The organism is Aneurinibacillus thermoaerophilus, from assembly GCF_900099925.1.
GTDB classification, from domain to species: domain Bacteria; phylum Bacillota; class Bacilli; order Aneurinibacillales; family Aneurinibacillaceae; genus Aneurinibacillus; species Aneurinibacillus thermoaerophilus.
Genome location: NZ_FNDE01000050.1, coordinates 1 through 19,663 on the forward strand (window position 1 = coordinate 1; position 19,663 = coordinate 19,663).

Consider the following 19,663-nt stretch of genomic DNA (forward strand, 5'->3'; position numbering starts at 1 on the left):
CGATGCAGCATGGTAAATGTCGTAATGCCTTCCATAGGTGCAGCCAGAAAAGCGCGTAGAATGGCTTCGCGGCAATATCCTGGTGCTCCTTGAGGGGTATGACTTTTTAATTGTTTGGCATATGGACGTAAGTCCAAAGAAGAGAAAAAAGTTCTAATCGCTCTTTTGATTCAAGTTTTAGCCATTCTTCAAAGGAAAATAGCGTTTCTTGTAGAATATACACAGTGGACTTCCTCCTCTTTAGTGGAATGGGTTTGGTCACCTGTATTCTTCTACAAGTTGGGGTGAAGTCCTTTTTTGTGACTAAAAAAGCCTTGCGGCTCTAAGAGCGAAAATTATGCAAAACGCTCATAGTAAAAAACAAAATAAATTTTTGCAACCAAAATGCTATATTTTACGTACAAGTAAATAAGCCGGACTGCTGGCTAATGAAGTGAAGGTGGAAATTTTGCTTGGGCAAATACAAAGAACGATACAAACGTATAGTTTGTTAGAAATAGGGGATAAGATTGTTGTTGCTATCTCAGGCGGTCCTGATTCGGCTGCGCTCCTACACGCACTGGCCCAAATGCGGAATCAATATAACTGGAGAGTTGTCGCGGCTCACTTGAACCATCAATTCCGTGGCGAGGAAGCCGAAGAAGATAGCAGATATGTACAACGCTTATGTGAGCAATTATCAGTTCCTTGTTTTGTTGAAGCGGCAGACGTACCTGGAATGATTGCTGAAACCGGTTTGAATCCACAGGAGGCAGCCCGACAGGTGCGCTATCGTTTCTTAAGGAAAGTGGCTGAACGGATGGGAGGGGCTAAGCTGGCCACTGCTCACCATGCCGATGATCAATTGGAAACAATACTTATGCGCTTTGTAAGAGGAACGGGAGCCGAAGGGCTGGCGGGAATTCCATTGCGCCGGGTTGAACAGGGGATTGAGATTATTCGACCTTTGCTTGAGGTGACACGGGAGCAAATTGAGCGTTATTGTGTGGAACACAGTCTTATGCCGCGCCAGGATCGAAGCAATCTTAGTGATAAATACTTTCGAAATCGGGTTCGCAGGCACTGGATTCCGCTTATGAAGAAGGAAAACCCCCATCTGACTACCGCTGCCGCTCATTTGGCAGAGGTGTTACGGGAAGAGAATGACTATCTTCAGCGTGAAAGTGAGGGAAAACTAGCCTCCATCATAGAAGAGCAAAACGTGAATACAATAGTTATAAGACAAAAAGATTTTCTTAGGCATCACCTTGCTTTACAAAGAAGGATGATTAAACTAATATTAAGTTATCTGCTGAAAAGCGACGTAAAGGAAATAGGGTATGCGCATATTGAAAATATACGGCAAATTATCAAAGAGGCTCATCCTTCAGCCAGCCTTTATTTGCCTGGAAGCTTGCAGGTGCGAAGAGAGTATCAGAGGGTAATTTTCTCAACGAGCGAAGAAGCACCTTCCATTCCCCCCTACATATATTCTTTGGACATTCCCGGACAGGTTTACATTCCAGAAGTAGATCGGATCATTCGCTGTTTTTACGGAAACAGGGAAGCGGAGAAACGCCTGGCGGAAGGGACGTACGCGGTGTTTGATCCGGCGGGTGTTAAGGGAAGGCTATATGTAAGGCAAAGACGTGCGGGAGACCGTATGACGCCTCAGGGTATGAGCGGAAGCAAGAAGGTAAAGGATATTCTTATTGATATGAAGATTCCTCGTCTTGCGCGAGAGCGTATTCCTCTGCTGACGGATGGTGAGCACATTCTTTGGATTCCCGGCGTTAAACGTTCGAATAAATATTTGCCTCCAAAGGAAATGGATATTGTACTATATGTAGTACTCGAATAGTCGCTTTTTCATATACTGTTCTTTTATGATGCTGCGGAGAAAATCGGCAGTGGCTGGCAATTTGTTGGCGTGTTGAATAGCAGGAGGTTTGTCATGGACAAAGACATTGAAAAAGTGCTTTTTACAGAAGAAGAAATTGCGGAAAAAGTTCGCGAGTTGGGACGTATTCTTTCTAAGGAATACGAAGGAAAGAACCCGCTCGTTATTTGTGTTTTACGGGGCGGAGCTCCGTTTATGACAGATTTGGTACGCCGCATGGATATTCCGCTGGAGATGGATTTTATGGCTGTATCCAGCTATGGAGCTTCCACGCAGTCTTCAGGAGTTGTCCGTATTATGAAAGACTTGGATACGTCTGTTGAAGGCCGCCATGTTATTATTGTCGAGGATATCATTGACAGCGGTCTTACGCTAAGCTATCTGATCGATATTATTCGACGCCGCAATGCGGCTTCAGTGAAAGTGGTGACGCTTCTTGACAAGCCAGCGCGTCGTACGGTGGACTTGAAGCCTGACTATTGCGGGTTTGAGATTCCGGATGCTTTTGTAGTTGGATATGGGCTAGACTATGCGGAAAAATACCGGAATCTGCCTTATATCGGTATTCTGAAGCCTGAGGTGTACAGCTGAGCCCTTAAGTTGTGAACGCCGGGTTTCATGTGGTAAAATAATGTAGGTGTTTGAGCGCGAGAGGAGGTAAGGAATGAATCGGTTCTTCCGCAATACAGGATTTTATCTGCTAATTATTTTAGTAACGGTTGGAATCGTTAATTTTATTACCAACCAAGGTACGGATACATCAAAAATCCCGTATAACGAGTTCCGACAGTACCTGAATCAGGGCAAAGTGGCTGAGTTGCGGATACGTCCTGAACGGGGTACGTATTATATCGAGGGTAAGTTGAAGGACCAGACTATCTTCTATACAAACGGGCCTCTTTATGATAATGAGAAGTTGCTCCAGCAGATAGAAGAAGCAAATCTGGCTAAAGAAGAGTATCTTGAACAAAAGGGTGACTCTGTTTGGTTAACTTTTCTTACATCGATTATCCCTTTTGTTATTATTTTTATCCTGTTCTTCTTCCTGCTGAATCAGGCGCAGGGCGGCGGCAGCAGGGTTATGAACTTTGGCAAAAGCAAAGCCAAGTTATATAATGACGATAAGAAGAAGGTGACGTTTAACGACGTAGCCGGTGCGGATGAAGAAAAAGCCGAATTGGTCGAAGTTGTGGAATTCCTGAAAGATCCGCGCAAATTTGCGGCACTTGGAGCCCGTATTCCAAAAGGTGTGCTACTCGTCGGTCCTCCGGGTACCGGTAAAACATTGCTGGCTCGTGCGGTCGCAGGTGAAGCAGGTGTGCCGTTCTTTAGCATTAGCGGTTCGGACTTTGTGGAAATGTTCGTCGGTGTTGGCGCGTCCCGCGTACGTGACCTGTTTGAAAATGCGAAGAAAAACGCTCCATGTATTATTTTTATTGACGAGATTGATGCCGTTGGTCGTCAGCGCGGCGCAGGTCTCGGTGGTGGGCACGATGAGCGTGAACAGACGCTCAACCAGCTGCTTGTTGAGATGGATGGGTTTGGCGCGAATGAAGGAATTATTATCATCGCTGCGACGAACCGTCCTGATATTCTTGATCCAGCGCTGCTTCGCCCAGGGCGTTTTGACCGCCAGATTACGGTGGATCGTCCAGATGTGAAGGGACGAGAAGAAGTATTGAAAGTCCATGCACGTAACAAGCCGTTAGCGGAAGGCGTCGATTTGGATGTTATCGCTCGTCGCACACCTGGCTTTACGGGCGCGGATCTTGAAAACTTACTCAATGAGGCGGCGTTGCTTGCAGCGCGGCGCAATAAGCGGAAAATCGAGATGACTGAAATCGACGAAGCTATTGACCGTGTTATTGCGGGTCCGGCGAAGAAATCCCGCGTGATTAGCGAAGATGAAAAAAGGCTTGTGGCTTACCATGAAGCTGGTCATACAATTTGTGGTTACTTTTTGAAACATGCCGATATGGTTCACAAGGTAACCATTATTCCGCGTGGTAGCGCGGGCGGGTATACTGTTATGCTTCCTAAGGAAGACCGGTACTTTGCTACGAAAACGGAATTGCTTGATAAAATTGTTGGTTTGCTTGGCGGTCGTGTAGCGGAAGAACTAGTGCTGAAAGAAATTAGCACTGGTGCACACAACGATTTTGAACGTGCAACAAACATCGCACGTCGTATGGTTATGGAGTTCGGCATGAGCGCGAACCTTGGTCCGATGCAGTTCGGCCAGAGTCAAGGCCAAGTGTTTCTGGGTCGCGACTTTGGTCATGAACAGAATTACAGCGACGAAACAGCGCGTCAAATCGACCAGGAAATTCAAAACATTATCCGTGATTGCCATCAACGTTGCACTGATTTGCTAACGGAGCATATGGATAAGCTGGAAGCGGTCGCGCAGGCATTGCTTAAACACGAAACGCTAGATGCAGAGCAAATCAAGAGCATCATTGAAACTGGCTCCATCGATGGTGATGTTGGCGAGGTAAAAGAAACGACGACTGGTGATGTAAAGGTGCAAATCACCGGAAAATCGGAAAATATGGCCCAGGCACCGGGAATTGACACAGAAAGAAGAGACGAAACTGATACGTAGGAATAGAGAAGCCTTCTCAATAAGTGGGAAGGCTTTTTGTTTTTATCGATTTGTCTTATTAAAATCAGGTGCAAACCTGTGAAATCATTGCCATACATTTCTTTTTTACGGGCGCTTTTGATTTTTGGATTTCTTTTGGGTGTGTACAATTTTTCAGTTTAACGGTATCATACAGGTATTCAGTTGCCCGGAAGGCACATATCATTTAAGGATTCTCATGGAGGTTGCTCAAATTGATGGAAGCGTTAGCTTTAGCGAAGAAAGAACAGCGTAACCAAGAGCTGCGGGAAAAGATTATGCGTCTGAAAAAGGAACGAAACGCCATTATTCTGGCCCACTACTATCAGCGCCCGGAAATTCAGGAAATTGCGGATTTTCTGGGAGATTCTTTCGGGCTTGCGCAGAAAGCGGCAACAACGGATGCAGATGTGATTGTATTTTGCGGTGTTCATTTCATGGGTGAAAGCGCTAAAATCCTTAATATGGAAAAAGTTGTCCTGATTCCTGATGAGCGCGCAGGCTGTCCGATGGCTGACATGGTAAACGTAAACGGACTGAGAAAATTGAAAGCCCAGCACCCAAATGCAAAGGTTGTGGCTTATATTAATACTTCGGCCGATGTCAAAGCGGAAACAGACATTTGTTGTACATCTTCGAACGCGAGGAATGTTATCCAATCGATCGATGCAGAGGAAATTATTTGGGTGCCGGATAAAAATCTTGGACATTGGGTTTCCCAGTTCACCGATAAGAAAATGATTATCTGGGAAGGATACTGCAATACACATGACCAGTTGACAGTAGAAGACGTTTTAAAGCTAAAAGAAGAGCATCCGGACGCCCAATTCGTTGTTCATCCGGAATGCCGTCCGGAAGTTGTGGCGCTTGGGGATTTTGTTGGCAGCACAACGGGTATTCTTAAATATTGTCGTGAAACAAATCACAAGAAGTTTATTGTGGGTACAGAAGATGGAGTAGGTTATAAATTGCGTCTGGATAGCCCGGATAAAGAGTTTATCTTTGCTTCAAAATATCTTGTTTGCCCGAACATGAAGGTCAACAACCTAAAGAAAATTGCGGATTGTCTTGAAACTATGCAGCCGCAGATTCATGTGCCCGAAGAAATCGCAGAGAAAGCACGCTTGTCTTTGGAGCGAATGCTGGCTGTTGAAGCCGTGCAATAAGCGGCTTAGCCAGGAAAGAAGGATTGAAGCGAGATGGTGCCACGCTATGTCATTGATTTTAAGCTAACCGAACTTGAAACGTATAAAACGGATGTTTTGGTGATAGGCTCGGGTATTGCCGGGCTTTATACTGCTTTGAAAGTCAGCGAACAATGTGATGTAATTTTGCTCAGTAAAACGGATTTAATGCAGAGCAACACTCGTTATGCGCAGGGCGGTATCGCGGCGGTTACGGCAGAGACGGATTCGCCGGAACTGCACCGGCAGGACACGCTAATCGCCGGGGCCGGCATTTGTTCGAACGAGGCCGTCGAAGTCCTGGTTCATGAAGGTCCTTCCTGCATTGAGGATTTAATTGAATATGGGACAAAGTTCGATAAGGAAGATGGCGCCCTCGCTCTGACGAAAGAGGGCGCCCACAGTCGACGACGCATCCTTCACGCACAGGGCGACGCCACAGGCGCGGAAATTGTGCGAGCGCTTTCGGAACGTGCGCGGGAAAACAAACGGATTACTATCTGGGAAAATCATTTCACGTATGATTTAGTAACCCATCAGGGCGAATGTACTGGAGCACTTGTGCGTAAACCGGATGGAAGCACTATATATGTACGAGCGAACGCAACGGTACTTGCAACTGGAGGAGCCGGGCAGCTTTATCGCTATACCACCAACCCGGAAATTGCCACGGGTGACGGACTGGCCATAGCATATCGGGCTGGAGCCTATATTAAAGATGTGGAATTTATCCAGTTTCATCCGACTGCTTTATGCTATCCAGGCGCTCCTCGTTTTCTTATCTCCGAAGCGGTGCGAGGTGAGGGAGCAGTCCTGCGCAATATGAAAGGGGAGCGCTTTATGGAAAAATATCATTCTCTTAAGGAGTTGGCGCCCCGGGACATTGTCGCGCGCGCAATAGTGTCTGAAATGGAATCAACCGGTTCAACGTTTGTTTACTTGGATATTACCCATGAATCGGAAGAGCGAATCAAGCATCGTTTTCCTAACATTTACAAAGTTTGCTTGCGCTATGGCCTTGATATGGTTACAGATTGGATTCCGGTTGCACCTGCCGCCCATTATATTATGGGGGGAATTAAAACCGATTTGTATGGTGAAACCGCGACAAAGAGGCTTTTCGCCTGCGGGGAGGTGTCCTGTACCGGGGTGCATGGCGCGAATCGTCTGGCGAGCAATTCTCTAGCGGAAGCGCTTGTGTTTGGAAGGCGTATTGCTGAGCGGATAAAAACGATGCCGGATATTGGAAATGAGGTTCCTGCCATTTCTTTTTCACTAATGCGCCAGCAGACAATGAGCAGCGATACGATAATGGAGCGTAAGCTTCGTTTGCAAAAACTCATGCTAACGCATGTCGGCCTAAAACGAAATGAAAAAGGATTAACGAAGGCAGTGCGTGAGCTTGAACGTTATGTAAAGGCGTTTCGTATGAAGATAGACAGACCGGAAGAAGCAGAATATTTGAATCTGTTGACATGCGCCTGTTTGGTCGCAAACGCAGCGTTGCTCAGAGAAGAGAGTCGGGGAGGACATTATCGGGAAGACTTCCCGAAGCGGGATGATCTCGTATGGCGCAAACATATTGTACAGTCGATTGAAGATGGGGTTTTAGAGGAGCGAAACACGAATGAAAATGAATGAGCGATTGCTGGACAGGCAAATTGAATTGTGGCTTGAAGAAGATATCGGGTTTGGAGATGTGACCAGCCTTTCGACCGTGCCGGATGAACTGGAGGGAGTCGGCATTCTGTATGCAAAACAGGAAGGAGTGATCGCCGGCCTTGAAGTGGCGGCCCGTGTATTTGCTTGTGTAGATTCCTCGCTTGTATTTTCGCCAAAAGTAGCGGAAGGCTCTTTTGTTGGGAAAGGAGCGGTGATTGCGCAAGTGGAAGGGCGCGTCCAAAGCATTCTGAGCGGAGAACGTCTTGCGCTGAATCTGTTGCAGCGCCTCTCGGGTATTGCTACTGTTACCCGGAAGTATGTGGAAGTGGCGCGGACTGCAAGTGAAAAAGTTCGTATTGTTGACACACGTAAAACGACGCCAGGTCTGCGTATGCTGGAGAAATATGCGGTTGCAGTCGGCGGTGGACATAACCACCGTCTCGGCTTGTTCGACGCAGTCATGATTAAAGATAATCATATTAAGGCAGCGGGTGGCATTGGCCCAGCAGTTGAGCGCGCACGGGCGGCGGTTTCCCATACCATGCGTATTGAGGTGGAAGTGGAAACGTTGGAGCAGCTGGAAGAGGCGATTAAGGCGAAGCCCGATATTATCATGCTGGATAATATGGAGCCGGAGATGATGAAAGAAGCTGTGCGCCGCATTAATGGACGAATAATTGTTGAAGCTTCCGGAGGTGTCAATTTAGACACGGTGGCTGAGATTGCAGCAACCGGCGTCGATGTCATTTCGGTGGGAAGCCTGACACATTCCGTTTCGGCGCTTGATATTAGTCTTGACTTAAACGAAAGAAAACGATAGGCAGGGATACGATGTTATTTGTTATTGATGTAGGAAATACGAACATTGTGCTTGGCGTTTATGAAGGTGACGAATTAAAGCATAATTGGCGCATCGGCACTGACCGGAGTAAGACAGACGACGAATTCGGCATACTAATTAAAAGCTTGTTCGCTGACAAGGGTCTTACGTTTGGTGATATTGAAGGCATTATTATTTCATCGGTAGTTCCGCCGCTCATGTTCCCGCTGGAGAAAATGTGCCAGAAATATTTTAACATCAAGCCGATGGTCATTGGCCCTGGTTTGAAAACAGGTTTGAACATTAAAACCGATAATCCTCGGGAAGTGGGAGCAGATCGAATCGTGAATGCGGTAGCGGCTATTCATTACTACGGCACTCCTTTAATAGTCGTTGATTTCGGTACAGCTACTACATTTTGCTTTATCGACGAAGAGGGTGGATATCATGGTGGAGCGATTGCTCCCGGTATCGGCATTTCCACGGAGGCGCTATACAGCCGTGCCTCCAAGCTGCCGCGTATCGAACTTGTTAAGCCGCCGAGCGTTATTGGACGCAATACGATTCATGCAATGCAGTCTGGGATTATCTATGGATTTGTTGGCCAGGTGGACGAGCTTGTGCGTCGAATGAAGCAGGAGTCTGTGAAGACGCCAAAAGTAATTGCGACAGGTGGGTTGGCTGAACTTATTGGCAGCGAATCGAACGAGATCGATGTTGTTGACCCATGGCTAACGATCAAAGGTTTGCAGCTTATTTATAATCGCAATAAAAAATAGGAGAAAGGCGGGCTTGTGCCGCCTTTCTCGTTTTTGCGGCCTGTGGGTATTGTGGTAAACTAGTTTTTGTAAGTACGGGCATAACCCGTTATTTTAAGGAAGAAAGAGGCTAGAAGATGAAAGATTATTTAATCCGAGGAATGGCATATGATGGTCATGTCCGTGCGTTTGCAGTACGCACTACAGATACAATGAGAGAAATCCAAAAACGCCTGGATACGTGGCCGATTGTCAGTGCAGCGCTTGGGCGCACGGTGTCGGCGGCCGCGATGATGGGAGCGATGCTGAAAGGCGACGAGCGCTTGACGGTTATCGTACGTGGGAATGGCCCGGTCGGCCAAATTGTAGCGGATGCCAACGCCAGAGGTGAAGTGCGTGGCTACGTTCACAACCCGCATGTGCACTACGATGAGAAAAATGCACAGGGCAAGTTGGATGTGCGTCGCGTGGTCGGAACGGAAGGCAGTATTATTGTGACGAAGGATTTAGGTTTAAAAGAGCCATATCAGGGTACGAGTCCTATTGTATCCGGAGAAATCGGCGAAGATATTACGTATTACCTGACTGTCTCTGAGCAGGTACCATCTGCGGTTGGTGTAGGCGTCCTAGTAAATCCGAATAACACCATTAAAGCATCCGGTGGTTTTATTATTCAGCTTATGCCTAATACACCAGAATCTATTATTGAAAAGCTGGAGCAGAAGCTCGCTGTTGTCCGCCCCGTTTCTACTATGATTGATGAAGGGATGGCGCCGGAAGAAATTTTGAAAGAAGTACTGGGCGCAGATTTTATGGTATTGAATAAGATTGATATCGTATTTAGCTGTCATTGTTCGCTTGAGCGAGTACAGAGAGCACTTATTAGTCTAGGCAAGGAAGAGCTGGACGCGATGATTAATGAACAGGGTGAAGCGGAGATTACATGTCATTTTTGCAATGAAAAATACCATTTAAACAAAGAAGATTTAGAAAATCTTCGTGCAAACCTGTAGAGGACAATTGATGCTTTCATAGTTCGATTGGTATAATATAAATAAAACCTATTTACTTGGTAGGAATTCGGTGAGGAGGATTTCCGATGCGGGTAGCTCAATCTATTACTGACTTAATCGGATATACACCTTTGGTAAAGCTAAATCGAGTGACGGAAGCGGATGAGGCGAATATTTATTTAAAATTAGAGTTTTTCAATCCTGGAAGCAGCGTGAAGGATCGAATTGCTTTAGCGATGATTGAAGCCGCAGAAAGAGAAGGCGTGTTAAAAGAAGGTATGACGATTGTTGAACCTACGAGCGGTAACACGGGAATCGGCCTAGCGATGGTGGCGGCAGCAAAAGGGTATCGTGCATTGCTTGTTATGCCGGATACGATGAGCATGGAGCGGCGCAATCTGCTCCGTGCGTATGGTGCGGAGTTGGTATTGACGCCTGGAGCGGAAGGAATGGGCGGCGCTATCCGTAAAGCGGAAGAACTTGTCCGTGAAAACGATGATTACTTTATGCCTCAGCAGTTCAAAAACCCGGCCAATCCACAAATCCATCGGGAGACGACGGGAAAAGAACTGTTGGAACAGGCTGAGCAAATCGGTGGCGTACACGCGTTTATTTCTGGCGTAGGCACAGGCGGAACAATTACCGGAGCCGGTCAGGTGCTAAGAGAAAAGTACCCTGACGTTCATATCGTAGCCGTGGAACCGGCAGCATCACCTGTATTATCCGGTGGCAAGCCGGGACCGCATAAAATCCAGGGGATCGGGGCCGGTTTCATTCCAGATACATTGGATACGGATATTTATGATGAAATTATTAAAGTAGAAAACGAAGAAGCATTTGCCATGGCCCGTCTTGTGGCGAGAAAAGAAGGCATTCTTGGCGGTATCTCTTCCGGCGCGGCGATTCATGCAGCCAAGAAAGTCGCCAAAAAATTGGGGCCGGGCAAGAATGTGATCGCCATTATCCCGAGCAACGGTGAAAGATATTTAAGTACCCCTCTTTATCAATTTGATGAGTAATGAGTATAATAAAAAGCGTAAGCTCTTGTCCTCTTGGCGGCAAGGGCTTGTTTTGTGCAAGGGAAAATAGACGGAGGGACGCGAGTGAAGCGAGCAGAAGATTGGGTCAACGAATGGCTGGAACGATACGAGCGAGTGCCGTTCTGGCGGAAAGTAAAATGGGAAAATGAAAGTCCTTGGATGTTGTATAAACAATTGCGTGCGAACAGCGAATATGCATTTATTTTGGAGAGTGGCCGAAATGGTCGTTACACGTATGTAGGAGCGAATCCGACTGCGGTCCTGGCGTATAAAAACGGGCAGGTAAGCGAGAACGGTACCTCTTTTGCGCCGGTTGTGTCTGATCCGATGACGTTTGTGCGGCGCTGGATGGGTCATGAGTTTTCTCCGGCCGCAGAGGAAACGGCACAGGTGGGACTGCCGGAGTGGATAGGAGGAGCGGTAGGTTATATCAGCTACGATACGGGCCGCTATTATGAAAACTTGCCTTGCATAGCAAAAGATGATTTGCGGCTTCCTGATGTGTATCTTATGATGATGGAGGAAGTATATGCATTTGATCATGAAGCGCGGGAAATCACCGTTATAGTTTACATTGGATCGAAAGCGAAACTTCACGGTTTGGATGAGGGAGCGGAGCGCCTGAAAAGCATGCTGGATGTTCTTGCGGACTTGCCCGTCGGCCCGGGAGAGAATGCGCTTCTGGAAGGTTTGGAAGGAGCGCCACTCGGTAACCTTTCTACTTCGTTTGATCAGGCCGGGTTTGAAGAAGCAGTCAGACGGGTGCAGGAGTATATTGCGGCTGGAGACGTTTTTCAGGTCAATCTCTCCGTTCGGCAAACAGGGACGACGGAATGTGGAGCGGAAGAGATTTACGAAGTGTTGCGCGCCATCAATCCTTCGCCGTACATGGGTTTGCTTCGGTTTCCGGAGTTTCAGCTTGTGTCCGCTTCGCCGGAGCTTTTACTTCGCATTAAGGATAAGACGTTGAGCACACGTCCAATCGCCGGCACGCGCCGCCGCGGCCGGAATGCAGAAGAGGACGCCGCGCTTGTCCGCGAATTGCTGGATAACGAAAAAGAAGTTGCTGAGCATATTATGCTTGTTGACTTGGAGCGGAATGACCTAGGGCGTGTAAGTCGGTTTGGTTCGGTGCATGTGGACGAACTAATGGTAGTGGAGAAATATTCGCATGTCATGCATATTGTTTCTAATGTCAAAAGCGAATTGGACGAGAATAAGGATATGTATGACGCGGTTATTGCTGCGTTTCCGGGTGGGACGATTACTGGCGCGCCAAAAGTGCGGACGATGGAAATCATTGAGGAGCTTGAACCCGTTACGCGTGGGCCGTATACCGGTTCAATATGTGCGTTCGGCTTCGACGGCAATGCGGTTTGCAATATCATCATTCGTACGATGATTTTGAAAGATGGGCAGGCGCACGTGCAGGCGGGCGCAGGAATAGTGATTGACTCCGTGCCAAAAGCAGAGTATTATGAATCATTAAAGAAGGCGGAAGCATTGTGGAAGGCGCTTTCTTTGGCAGAAGCGAAAAGAAGAGTCGAGAAGAGGAAAAGAGAGGAGAGTCGAGCATGATTTTAATGATTGACAACTATGATTCGTTTACGTACAACCTGGTTCAGTATCTAGGAGAACTGGGAGAGGAATTGCAGGTCGTACGCAATGATCGCATTACTTGCGAGGAGATTGCGGAATTGTCTCCTTCCTACCTGATGATTTCACCTGGGCCATGCACGCCGAACGAAGCGGGTATTAGCTTGGAAGCAATTAAGCGCTTTGCAGGAAGCATCCCGATTTTTGGCGTATGCCTAGGCCATCAGTCCATCGCCCAAGTTTTTGGAGGGCGTGTCATTCGTGCGGAGCGTCTTATGCACGGGAAAACATCGGACGTATACCATAATGGGGAAGGAATTTTTGCCGGATTACCTTCACCGTTCAAAGCGACTCGCTACCATTCGCTGATTGTGGAGCGGGAGACGTTGCCGAATTGTCTAGAAGTTACGGCTGAAACGGCGGAAGGAGAGATTATGGCGCTTCGTCACCGTAGGTTGCCAGTAGAGGGAGTACAGTTTCATCCGGAGTCGATTATGACCGAGCACGGAAAGCAGCTGTTGCGCAATTTTTTGACGCGCTACGCTTCCTCGCGAGATATAGAAAATAAAAAGGAGCGGACCGACTGTGAAAGTTTTTCTTGACGGGCGCATTGTAGACGCTGAAAAAGCTGTGATCTCGCCGTTTGATCACGGCTTTCTTTATGGTCTTGGTTTATTTGAGACAATGCGGGTATACGGAGGGCATATTGCACTTTTAGAAAAACATTACGAACGTTTGCGAAAGGCAGCAGAAGAGCTGGGAATTGTGGTCACAATGACGCGCGAAGAGTTGCGCTTCGCCATTTTGCAGACGTTAAGTGCCAATGGTTTGGAAAATGCGTATGTTCGGGTAGATTTGACGGCCGGGGACAAGGGGCTTGGTGCGTATGCCGGGATTTACGATGAGCCGCGCTGGCTTATTTTCGCCAAGCCGCTGCCGGATTTTCCGTCGTCTTTGTATGAAAAGGGGAAAAGGTTGCAAATTCTGACGCGTCCGCGCAATTCTCCTGAAGGGGAATGGCGGTTTAAATCGCATCATTACATGAATAATCGTTTCGGTAAAATGGAAATTGGGAATGATCCGAACGTAGAAGGACTGTTTTTGACAGAAAGCGGCTGTATCGCTGAAGGTATTGTGTCTAATGTATTTTTCGTTTCGGAAGATACCCTTTATACACCGGACGTAAAAACCGGGATTCTGCCTGGAACAAGACGTGAGTTTGTGATGGAGTTGGCCGAAGAATGTGGGATTGCTGTTCGGGAAGGATGGTATTATATTGAGCATTTAATGGTTGCTGATGAAGTTTTTATTACGAACGCGATTCAAGAGATTGTTCCGATTCATGCTGTAAATGAGAAAACGATCGGAGAGGGAACAATAGGGGCGGTAACCAGGCAATTGCTCGAATTGTACCGCCAGCGTATTATTTAGTTTGCTAAATCATCAAGAAAAACTGTGACGGGATATTTTGAAAAAGAAGAGAGGGGAAAAAGATGCGGCGATTGCAACCGATACAGGCTGGACGCTATGAACTGCCTGTTCACCAGCGTACGCTGGTCATGGGAATTCTTAACGTAACACCGGATTCTTTTTCGGATGGTGGTCATTATCAAACGGTTGAAAAGGCGCTGGCCCATGCTAGGAAAATGGTGGAAGACGGCGCAGATATTATTGATGTAGGGGGGGAATCAACACGTCCTGGGCACGATCCAGTCAGTGCCGAGGAAGAACTGGAACGGGTGATTCCGGTTATTGAAAGGTTATCGCGTGAACTTGATGTTCCGTTGTCGATCGATACATACAAAGCCCAGGTGGCACGTCAGGCGATAGAAGCCGGAGCTCACATTATCAACGATGTTTGGGGAGGCAAGGCGGATCCGCGCATGCCCGAAGTAATGGCTGAAATGGACGTGCCTGTGATTTTGATGCATAACCGTGATAATACAGATTATGTTGCGTTTATTGATGACGTATTGCGGGATATGGAAGAATGCATTGACTTAGTTAAAGCAGCTGGGGTAAAGGATAACAAAATTATTCTTGATCCTGGCATTGGGTTTGCTAAGAATTACGAACAAAATTTGGAAATGATGTATCATCTGGACAAATTAACCGCGCTGAATTATCCTGTGTTGCTTGGGACTTCGCGCAAGTCATTTATTGGCCGTGCGCTTGGCGATTTGCCGGTATTGGAGCGCATGGAAGGAACCGCGGCAACAGTGGCGCTTGGTATTGAGCGCGGTTGTTGTATGGTCCGCGTCCATGACGTAAAACCAATCGCACGTGTATGCCGGATGATGGATGCAATGCTTTTTGGCTGGCAGCAGGGGAAGGAGTAAAGAGCTATGGATAAAATTTTGTTTAATAGAATGGAGTTTTGGGGCTACCACGGTGCCTTTAAGGAAGAGAACAAACTTGGACAGCGCTTCTTTGTCGATTTGGAATTGTATCTTGATCTATCAAAAGCGGGACACAGTGATAAACTGGAAGATACCATAAATTACTCTGACATTTATCAAACAACGCAGCAGGTTGTTGAGAAAGAAAAGTATGAGCTGGTGGAGGCTGTTGCTGAACGTTTAGCAGCCAAAATTCTTGACAGCTATCCTCTGATTGAAGAAATTCTTGTTCGCGTAACGAAGCCGAACCCACCGATTCCCGGACATTATGAGTCTGTGGCGATAGAAATTAAACGCAGACAGGCGAAAAATAATGAGTAGACAGTCAACACAGGTTTTTCTGGGGCTTGGTTCCAACATTGGCGACAGAGAAAAGTTATTGATTTGTGCTATTCGTATGCTTGATGCTGTACCAGGTATAAAGGTTACGTGCGTGTCTTCCTTATATGAGACTGACCCGGTCGGGTATACGGAACAAGACACGTTTTTAAACCTTGTCGTAGAGATCGAAACAACATTATCTCCGGCTGTACTCCTGGCAAACACGCAGCAGATTGAAGCGGAATTGGGCCGTGTTCGCACGATTCGCTGGGGGCCGCGAACGCTTGACATCGATATTCTTTTGTATGGAAAGCAGTGGATAAGGGATAAAGGATTGGAAATCCCTCACCCGCGCATGTTGGAACGAGCATTCGTTATTGTTCCGCTTGCCGAAATTGCGCCTGAAATTGAAATTCCTTATAAGCAGGATGAGTGTATTCGGTTTTTTCAAGTAAAAGAAGTTGAACCTTATACGCAGGGTAGGGAGGGCGTTCGGAAGTTGAAAAGGCTCGGTTGGAAAAAGATATAAATTAACTGGAAAGATGAAAACAGTTGAAATCAAATGAGCCTATGATAAAATAGTGGAATAATTAACGGCGTTTTTTCCTATGTAGGAGAACGGGTTATGTTTTTTATACAAAGTATATGTGGAAGGTGGAAGTATGGCTAACCTTAGAATTGGTAATGTCGAACTCAAGAACAACGTAGTGCTTGCCCCCATGGCCGGCGTATGCAATCCGGCATTTCGCCTGATTGCCAAAGAGTTCGGTGCGGGACTTGTATGTGCTGAGATGGTTAGCGATAAAGGGATTGTTCATGGCAATAAGAAGACGATGGAGATGTTGTACGTAGATGAGAGGGAAAAGCCGTTAAGCCTGCAAATTTTTGGCGGGGACAAAGACACGCTAGTAGAAGCGGCCAAGTATGTCGATAAACATACGAACGCCGATATTATTGATATAAACATGGGATGCCCAGTTCCTAAAATCGTAAACTGTGATGCGGGAGCACGTTGGCTGCTAAATCCGAATAAGATAGAAGAGATGGTTTCCGCCGTCGTGGAAAGCGTTTCGAAGCCGGTAACGGTTAAAATGCGCATCGGCTGGGACGAAGATCATATTTATGTGGTAGAAAATGCGAAAGCGGTAGAGCGCGGTGGAGGTAAAGCCATTACCATACATGGTAGAACGCGCGTGCAGATGTATCAGGGCAAGGCAAACTGGGATTATATCCGTCAGGCCAAGGAAGCGGTCAGCATTCCGGTGATCGGAAACGGAGATGTTATGACTCCGGAGGACGCGAAGCGGATGATTGACGAAACAGGCTGTGACGGTGTTATGATTGGTCGTGCGGCGCTGGGGAATCCGTGGATGCTTTACCGGACGGTGGAATACTTGACCAAAGGCGAGCTGCCGCCTGAGCCGACACCGCGCGAGAAAATTAATATTGCGCTTCTGCACCTTGATCGTCTCATTAAGGTTAAAGGTGAAAAAGTTGGTGTGCTGGAGATGCGTAAACATGCAGCTTGGTATTTAAAAGGCTTGCCAGCATCGGCGCAGGTTCGCGATGAAGTCAACGTGCAGGAAACACGTGAAGGAATGGCGAATGTCTTATTATCCTATCTGGAACGAATTGAGGCGAGAGTCGCCGAACGTGCGGCGAAACAGCAGGAAGAGAAGGTAGAAGCAGTTCACTAAATGTAATTTGACATTCGCAGGGGACTACCATATAATACCTTCATATCTGCATACCGGACTGCCAGTGTTTCACTGGCAGTTTCATAATATATCAACCATTTGCATAAAAAATACAGTTTTATCATACACTCTACGATACATTAGCTATAGGAAAAGAATAGAAGTATGGGGGAATGCCAAGATGTCGGAAAAAGAAGTAATCCTAACAGCTGCGGGTTTGCAAAAGCTTGAAGAGGAATTGGAACAATTGAAAACGGTAAAACGACGTGAAGTTGCGCAACGCATCAAGGAGGCAATCAGCTATGGGGATCTCTCTGAGAACTCCGAGTATGAGGAAGCGAAAAATGAACAGGCTTTTATTGAAGGGCGTATCATTACGCTTGAAAAAATGCTTCGCAATGCCCGCGTAATCTCCGGCGATGAATTGGATACCGGTATTGTTAATGTCGGTTCTACCGTAAAAGTAAGAGATCTTGAATTTGATGAAATTATGGAGTTTAAAATTGTTGGTTCCGCGGAATCCGATCCGACGCAGAACAAAATTTCTAATGAATCTCCCGTGGGGCTGGCGCTGTTGGGTAAATCCAAAGGCTCCATTGTTGACGTAAATGTTCCCGCAGGCGTTGTACGCTATGAGATTCTTGATATTAAAGTCGATTAATGTTGTGTTTGCCAAGCTCCTTCGATTTCGTGGGAGCTTTTAGCTGGTTTTAGGCTATAGATGAAAGTAAAAGGTTTCGAGGAGTTGAACGCAGGAATGTCCCGACACGAAGAATTAAGCGAACTAGAGCAAATTCGGCGAGAGAAGTTGCATACATTGCGCGAAAACGGAATTGATCCGTTTGGCAAGAAGTATGAGCGTTCTCATTCTGCTAAACAAATTCTTGATCAATATGGTAATTTGGAAAAAGAAGTCCTGGACGAGAAAGCAATTGAAGTGTCGATTGCAGGGCGGATGATGGCGAAACGTGGTCAGGGAAAAGCAGGTTTCGCACATTTGCAGGATCAAAGCGGCCGCATCCAGATTTATGTACGTCAGGATCAGGTTGGAGAGAAAATGTATGATATGTTTAAGCTTTGCGATATTGGTGATATTCTGGGTGTGAAAGGCGTTATTTTCAAAACGAAAACTGGCGAGACGAGCGTGAAAGCGAAGGAAGTTACGCTTTTGAGCAAATCCCTGCGCCCTTTACCAGAGAAGTTCCACGGTTTGAAAGATGTAGAAACTCGCTACCGCAAACGTTACTTGGATTTGATCATGAATCCAAACGTAAAAGATACATTTATCGCCCGCAGCTTGATTTTGCAGTCCATGCGCCGGTATCTTGACGAACGTGGATATCTGGAAGTGGAAACGCCAACGATGCATAGCATTCCAGGCGGTGCAGCTGCGCGTCCTTTTATTACTTATCATAACGCGCTTGATATGCGCCTTTATATGCGTATCGCTACTGAGCTGCATCTGAAGCGTTTAATTGTAGGCGGTTTGGAGAAAGTATACGAAATCGGACGTATTTTTCGTAACGAGGGAATTTCTACCCGTCACAACCCGGAATTTACTTCGATCGAGTTATATGAAGCGTACGTTGATTATAAAGATATTATGTGCTTAACGGAAGATTTAATTGCTCATATCGCGAAAGATGTATTCGGCACGACGGTATTCCATTATCAGGGACATGAAGTGGACTTGCAGCCGCAATGGAAGAGGATCCATATGGTTGATGCTATCAAGGAGATAACCGGTGTTGATTTCTGGCCGCAGATGAGCGATGAAGAGGCGATTGAATTGGCGAAGAAGCATAATGTTCCTGTGCCTCCGGGAGCTAAGTATGGTCATATCGTCAACGAATTCTTTGAGCAGTTTGTCGAAGAGACGTTAATCCAGCCAACATTCGTGTACGGACATCCGGTTGAAATTTCTCCGCTTGCGAAGAAAAACGAAGAAGATCCACGGTTTACGGATCGCTTCGAACTGTTTATCGTGGGTCGTGAGCATGCGAACGCGTTTACCGAGTTGAACGATCCGATTGACCAGCGGCAACGCTTTGAAGCTCAGCTTCGTGAACGGGAAGCAGGAAATGATGAAGCACATATGATGGATGAAGACTTCTTAGAGGCTCTTGAGTATGGCATGCCGCCAACAGGTGGTCTTGGAATCGGAATTGACCGGCTTGTAATGCTGCTGACAGATTCTCCATCGATCCGCGATGTATTGCTTTTCCCGCTGATGCGTGAGCGTTCAACTGGAGAACAAAACACAGATGAGGAAACGATGGGTGAGGAAATGGGAGAAGAAGTATAAGAGCATGCTACGGATTAGGACAGGCTTTTGCCTGTCCTGCTTTTGTTTTTTTTGAGGAAGACCATTACAGATTTTTTGCTGTAAAATAATTTATGTGTATAAAATTTCTATTGCTAAAAAAATAATGTCGTGATATATTTAAAAGGTTCGTTTCTGTAGAGAAAATTGCTTGATGAATGAATAGGCAAAACATAACAAATTAATTAAAAAAGTTGTTGACAAGGAATCTTAGTTGTAATAAAATAAAAAAGTCGCCGCTGAAATGCGGTGAAAATGAAAAAGAAGTTCCTTGAAAACTGAACAGTGACACTCGTTTGTGTGCGAGGTAAATATCCCATGAAAGTGAAGGTCAGCTTCAAAGTTGAT

Annotated in this window: 18 protein-coding genes and 1 pseudogene; 18 read left to right on the forward strand and 1 reads right to left on the reverse strand. The window is 46.5% G+C overall.

Annotated features, from left to right (window positions below; genetic code table 11):
* Positions 1–223: pseudogene (locus BLR88_RS20235) on the reverse strand (transposase); the annotation flags it as partial.
* Between the two features lie 210 nt (positions 224–433).
* On the opposite strand from BLR88_RS20235, the gene tilS reads away from it, so the two are divergent.
* From tilS to lysS, 18 genes are all read left to right on the forward strand, one after another.
* On the forward strand, positions 434–1,840 hold the full coding sequence (gene tilS / locus BLR88_RS17095; RefSeq protein WP_082706134.1) for a tRNA lysidine(34) synthetase TilS: 1,407 nt from the start codon (positions 434–436) through the stop codon (positions 1,838–1,840).
* A 93-nt stretch (positions 1,841–1,933) separates the two neighbouring features.
* On the forward strand, positions 1,934–2,470 hold the full coding sequence (gene hpt, locus BLR88_RS17100) for a hypoxanthine phosphoribosyltransferase (protein WP_057897121.1): 537 nt from the start codon (positions 1,934–1,936) through the stop codon (positions 2,468–2,470).
* Positions 2,471–2,543: 73 nt separating this feature from the next.
* Positions 2,544–4,484, forward strand: a complete 1,941-nt coding sequence (gene ftsH / locus BLR88_RS17105) for an ATP-dependent zinc metalloprotease FtsH (protein WP_057897120.1) — start codon at positions 2,544–2,546, stop codon at positions 4,482–4,484.
* 236 nt (positions 4,485–4,720) lie between these two features.
* On the forward strand, positions 4,721–5,668 hold the full coding sequence (gene nadA, locus BLR88_RS17110; protein WP_057897119.1) for a quinolinate synthase NadA: 948 nt from the start codon (positions 4,721–4,723) through the stop codon (positions 5,666–5,668).
* 33 nt (positions 5,669–5,701) lie between these two features.
* Positions 5,702–7,327 (forward strand): L-aspartate oxidase, encoded by a 1,626-nt coding sequence (nadB, locus tag BLR88_RS17115; protein ID WP_057897118.1) that lies wholly within the window; start codon positions 5,702–5,704, stop codon positions 7,325–7,327.
* Complete coding sequence (gene nadC / locus BLR88_RS17120) at positions 7,314–8,168, forward strand: carboxylating nicotinate-nucleotide diphosphorylase (protein WP_091261384.1); 855 nt, start codon at positions 7,314–7,316, stop codon at positions 8,166–8,168. The genes nadB and nadC overlap by 14 nt, the downstream gene beginning before the upstream one ends.
* 11 nt (positions 8,169–8,179) lie before the next feature.
* Positions 8,180–8,947, forward strand: a complete 768-nt coding sequence (locus tag BLR88_RS17125) for a type III pantothenate kinase (protein ID WP_057897116.1) — start codon at positions 8,180–8,182, stop codon at positions 8,945–8,947.
* 116 nt (positions 8,948–9,063) lie between these two features.
* Positions 9,064–9,939, forward strand: coding sequence for an Hsp33 family molecular chaperone HslO (gene hslO, locus BLR88_RS17130; RefSeq protein WP_057897115.1), 876 nt, complete (start codon positions 9,064–9,066; stop codon positions 9,937–9,939).
* A gap of 86 nt (positions 9,940–10,025) precedes the next feature.
* Entirely contained in the window at positions 10,026–10,958 is a 933-nt protein-coding gene (gene cysK, locus BLR88_RS17135) for a cysteine synthase A (protein ID WP_057897114.1), read from the forward strand.
* A gap of 180 nt (positions 10,959–11,138) precedes the next feature.
* The gene (locus BLR88_RS17140; RefSeq protein ID WP_082706215.1) at positions 11,139–12,557 is read left to right on the forward strand and encodes an anthranilate synthase component I family protein; all 1,419 of its coding nucleotides are present in this window, start codon (positions 11,139–11,141) and stop codon (positions 12,555–12,557) included.
* Complete coding sequence (gene pabA / locus BLR88_RS17145; RefSeq protein ID WP_057897112.1) at positions 12,554–13,177, forward strand: aminodeoxychorismate/anthranilate synthase component II; 624 nt, start codon at positions 12,554–12,556, stop codon at positions 13,175–13,177. Before BLR88_RS17140 ends, pabA begins: the two co-directional genes overlap by 4 nt.
* The gene (gene pabC, locus BLR88_RS17150; protein WP_057897111.1) at positions 13,161–14,006 is read left to right on the forward strand and encodes an aminodeoxychorismate lyase; all 846 of its coding nucleotides are present in this window, start codon (positions 13,161–13,163) and stop codon (positions 14,004–14,006) included. The genes pabA and pabC overlap by 17 nt, the downstream gene beginning before the upstream one ends.
* Positions 14,007–14,068: 62 nt before the next feature.
* On the forward strand, positions 14,069–14,914 hold the full coding sequence (gene folP / locus BLR88_RS17155; RefSeq protein ID WP_057897110.1) for a dihydropteroate synthase: 846 nt from the start codon (positions 14,069–14,071) through the stop codon (positions 14,912–14,914).
* Between the two features lie 6 nt (positions 14,915–14,920).
* Positions 14,921–15,295: a dihydroneopterin aldolase gene (gene folB / locus BLR88_RS17160; RefSeq protein ID WP_057897109.1), complete on the forward strand. Its 375-nt coding sequence runs from the start codon at positions 14,921–14,923 to the stop codon at positions 15,293–15,295.
* Positions 15,288–15,824 carry a 2-amino-4-hydroxy-6-hydroxymethyldihydropteridine diphosphokinase gene (gene folK / locus BLR88_RS17165; RefSeq protein ID WP_057897108.1) on the forward strand — a complete coding sequence of 179 codons (537 nt, stop codon included), beginning with the start codon at positions 15,288–15,290 and terminating at the stop codon, positions 15,822–15,824. The genes folB and folK overlap by 8 nt, the downstream gene beginning before the upstream one ends.
* A gap of 133 nt (positions 15,825–15,957) precedes the next feature.
* Positions 15,958–16,992, forward strand: coding sequence for a tRNA dihydrouridine synthase DusB (gene dusB, locus BLR88_RS17170; protein WP_057900177.1), 1,035 nt, complete (start codon positions 15,958–15,960; stop codon positions 16,990–16,992).
* 181 nt (positions 16,993–17,173) lie between these two features.
* Positions 17,174–17,653 carry a transcription elongation factor GreA gene (gene greA, locus BLR88_RS17175; protein WP_057897107.1) on the forward strand — a complete coding sequence of 160 codons (480 nt, stop codon included), beginning with the start codon at positions 17,174–17,176 and terminating at the stop codon, positions 17,651–17,653.
* A 96-nt stretch (positions 17,654–17,749) separates the two neighbouring features.
* Positions 17,750–19,297, forward strand: coding sequence for a lysine--tRNA ligase (lysS, locus tag BLR88_RS17180; protein ID WP_082706133.1), 1,548 nt, complete (start codon positions 17,750–17,752; stop codon positions 19,295–19,297).
* Positions 19,298–19,663: the final 366 nt, after the last annotated feature.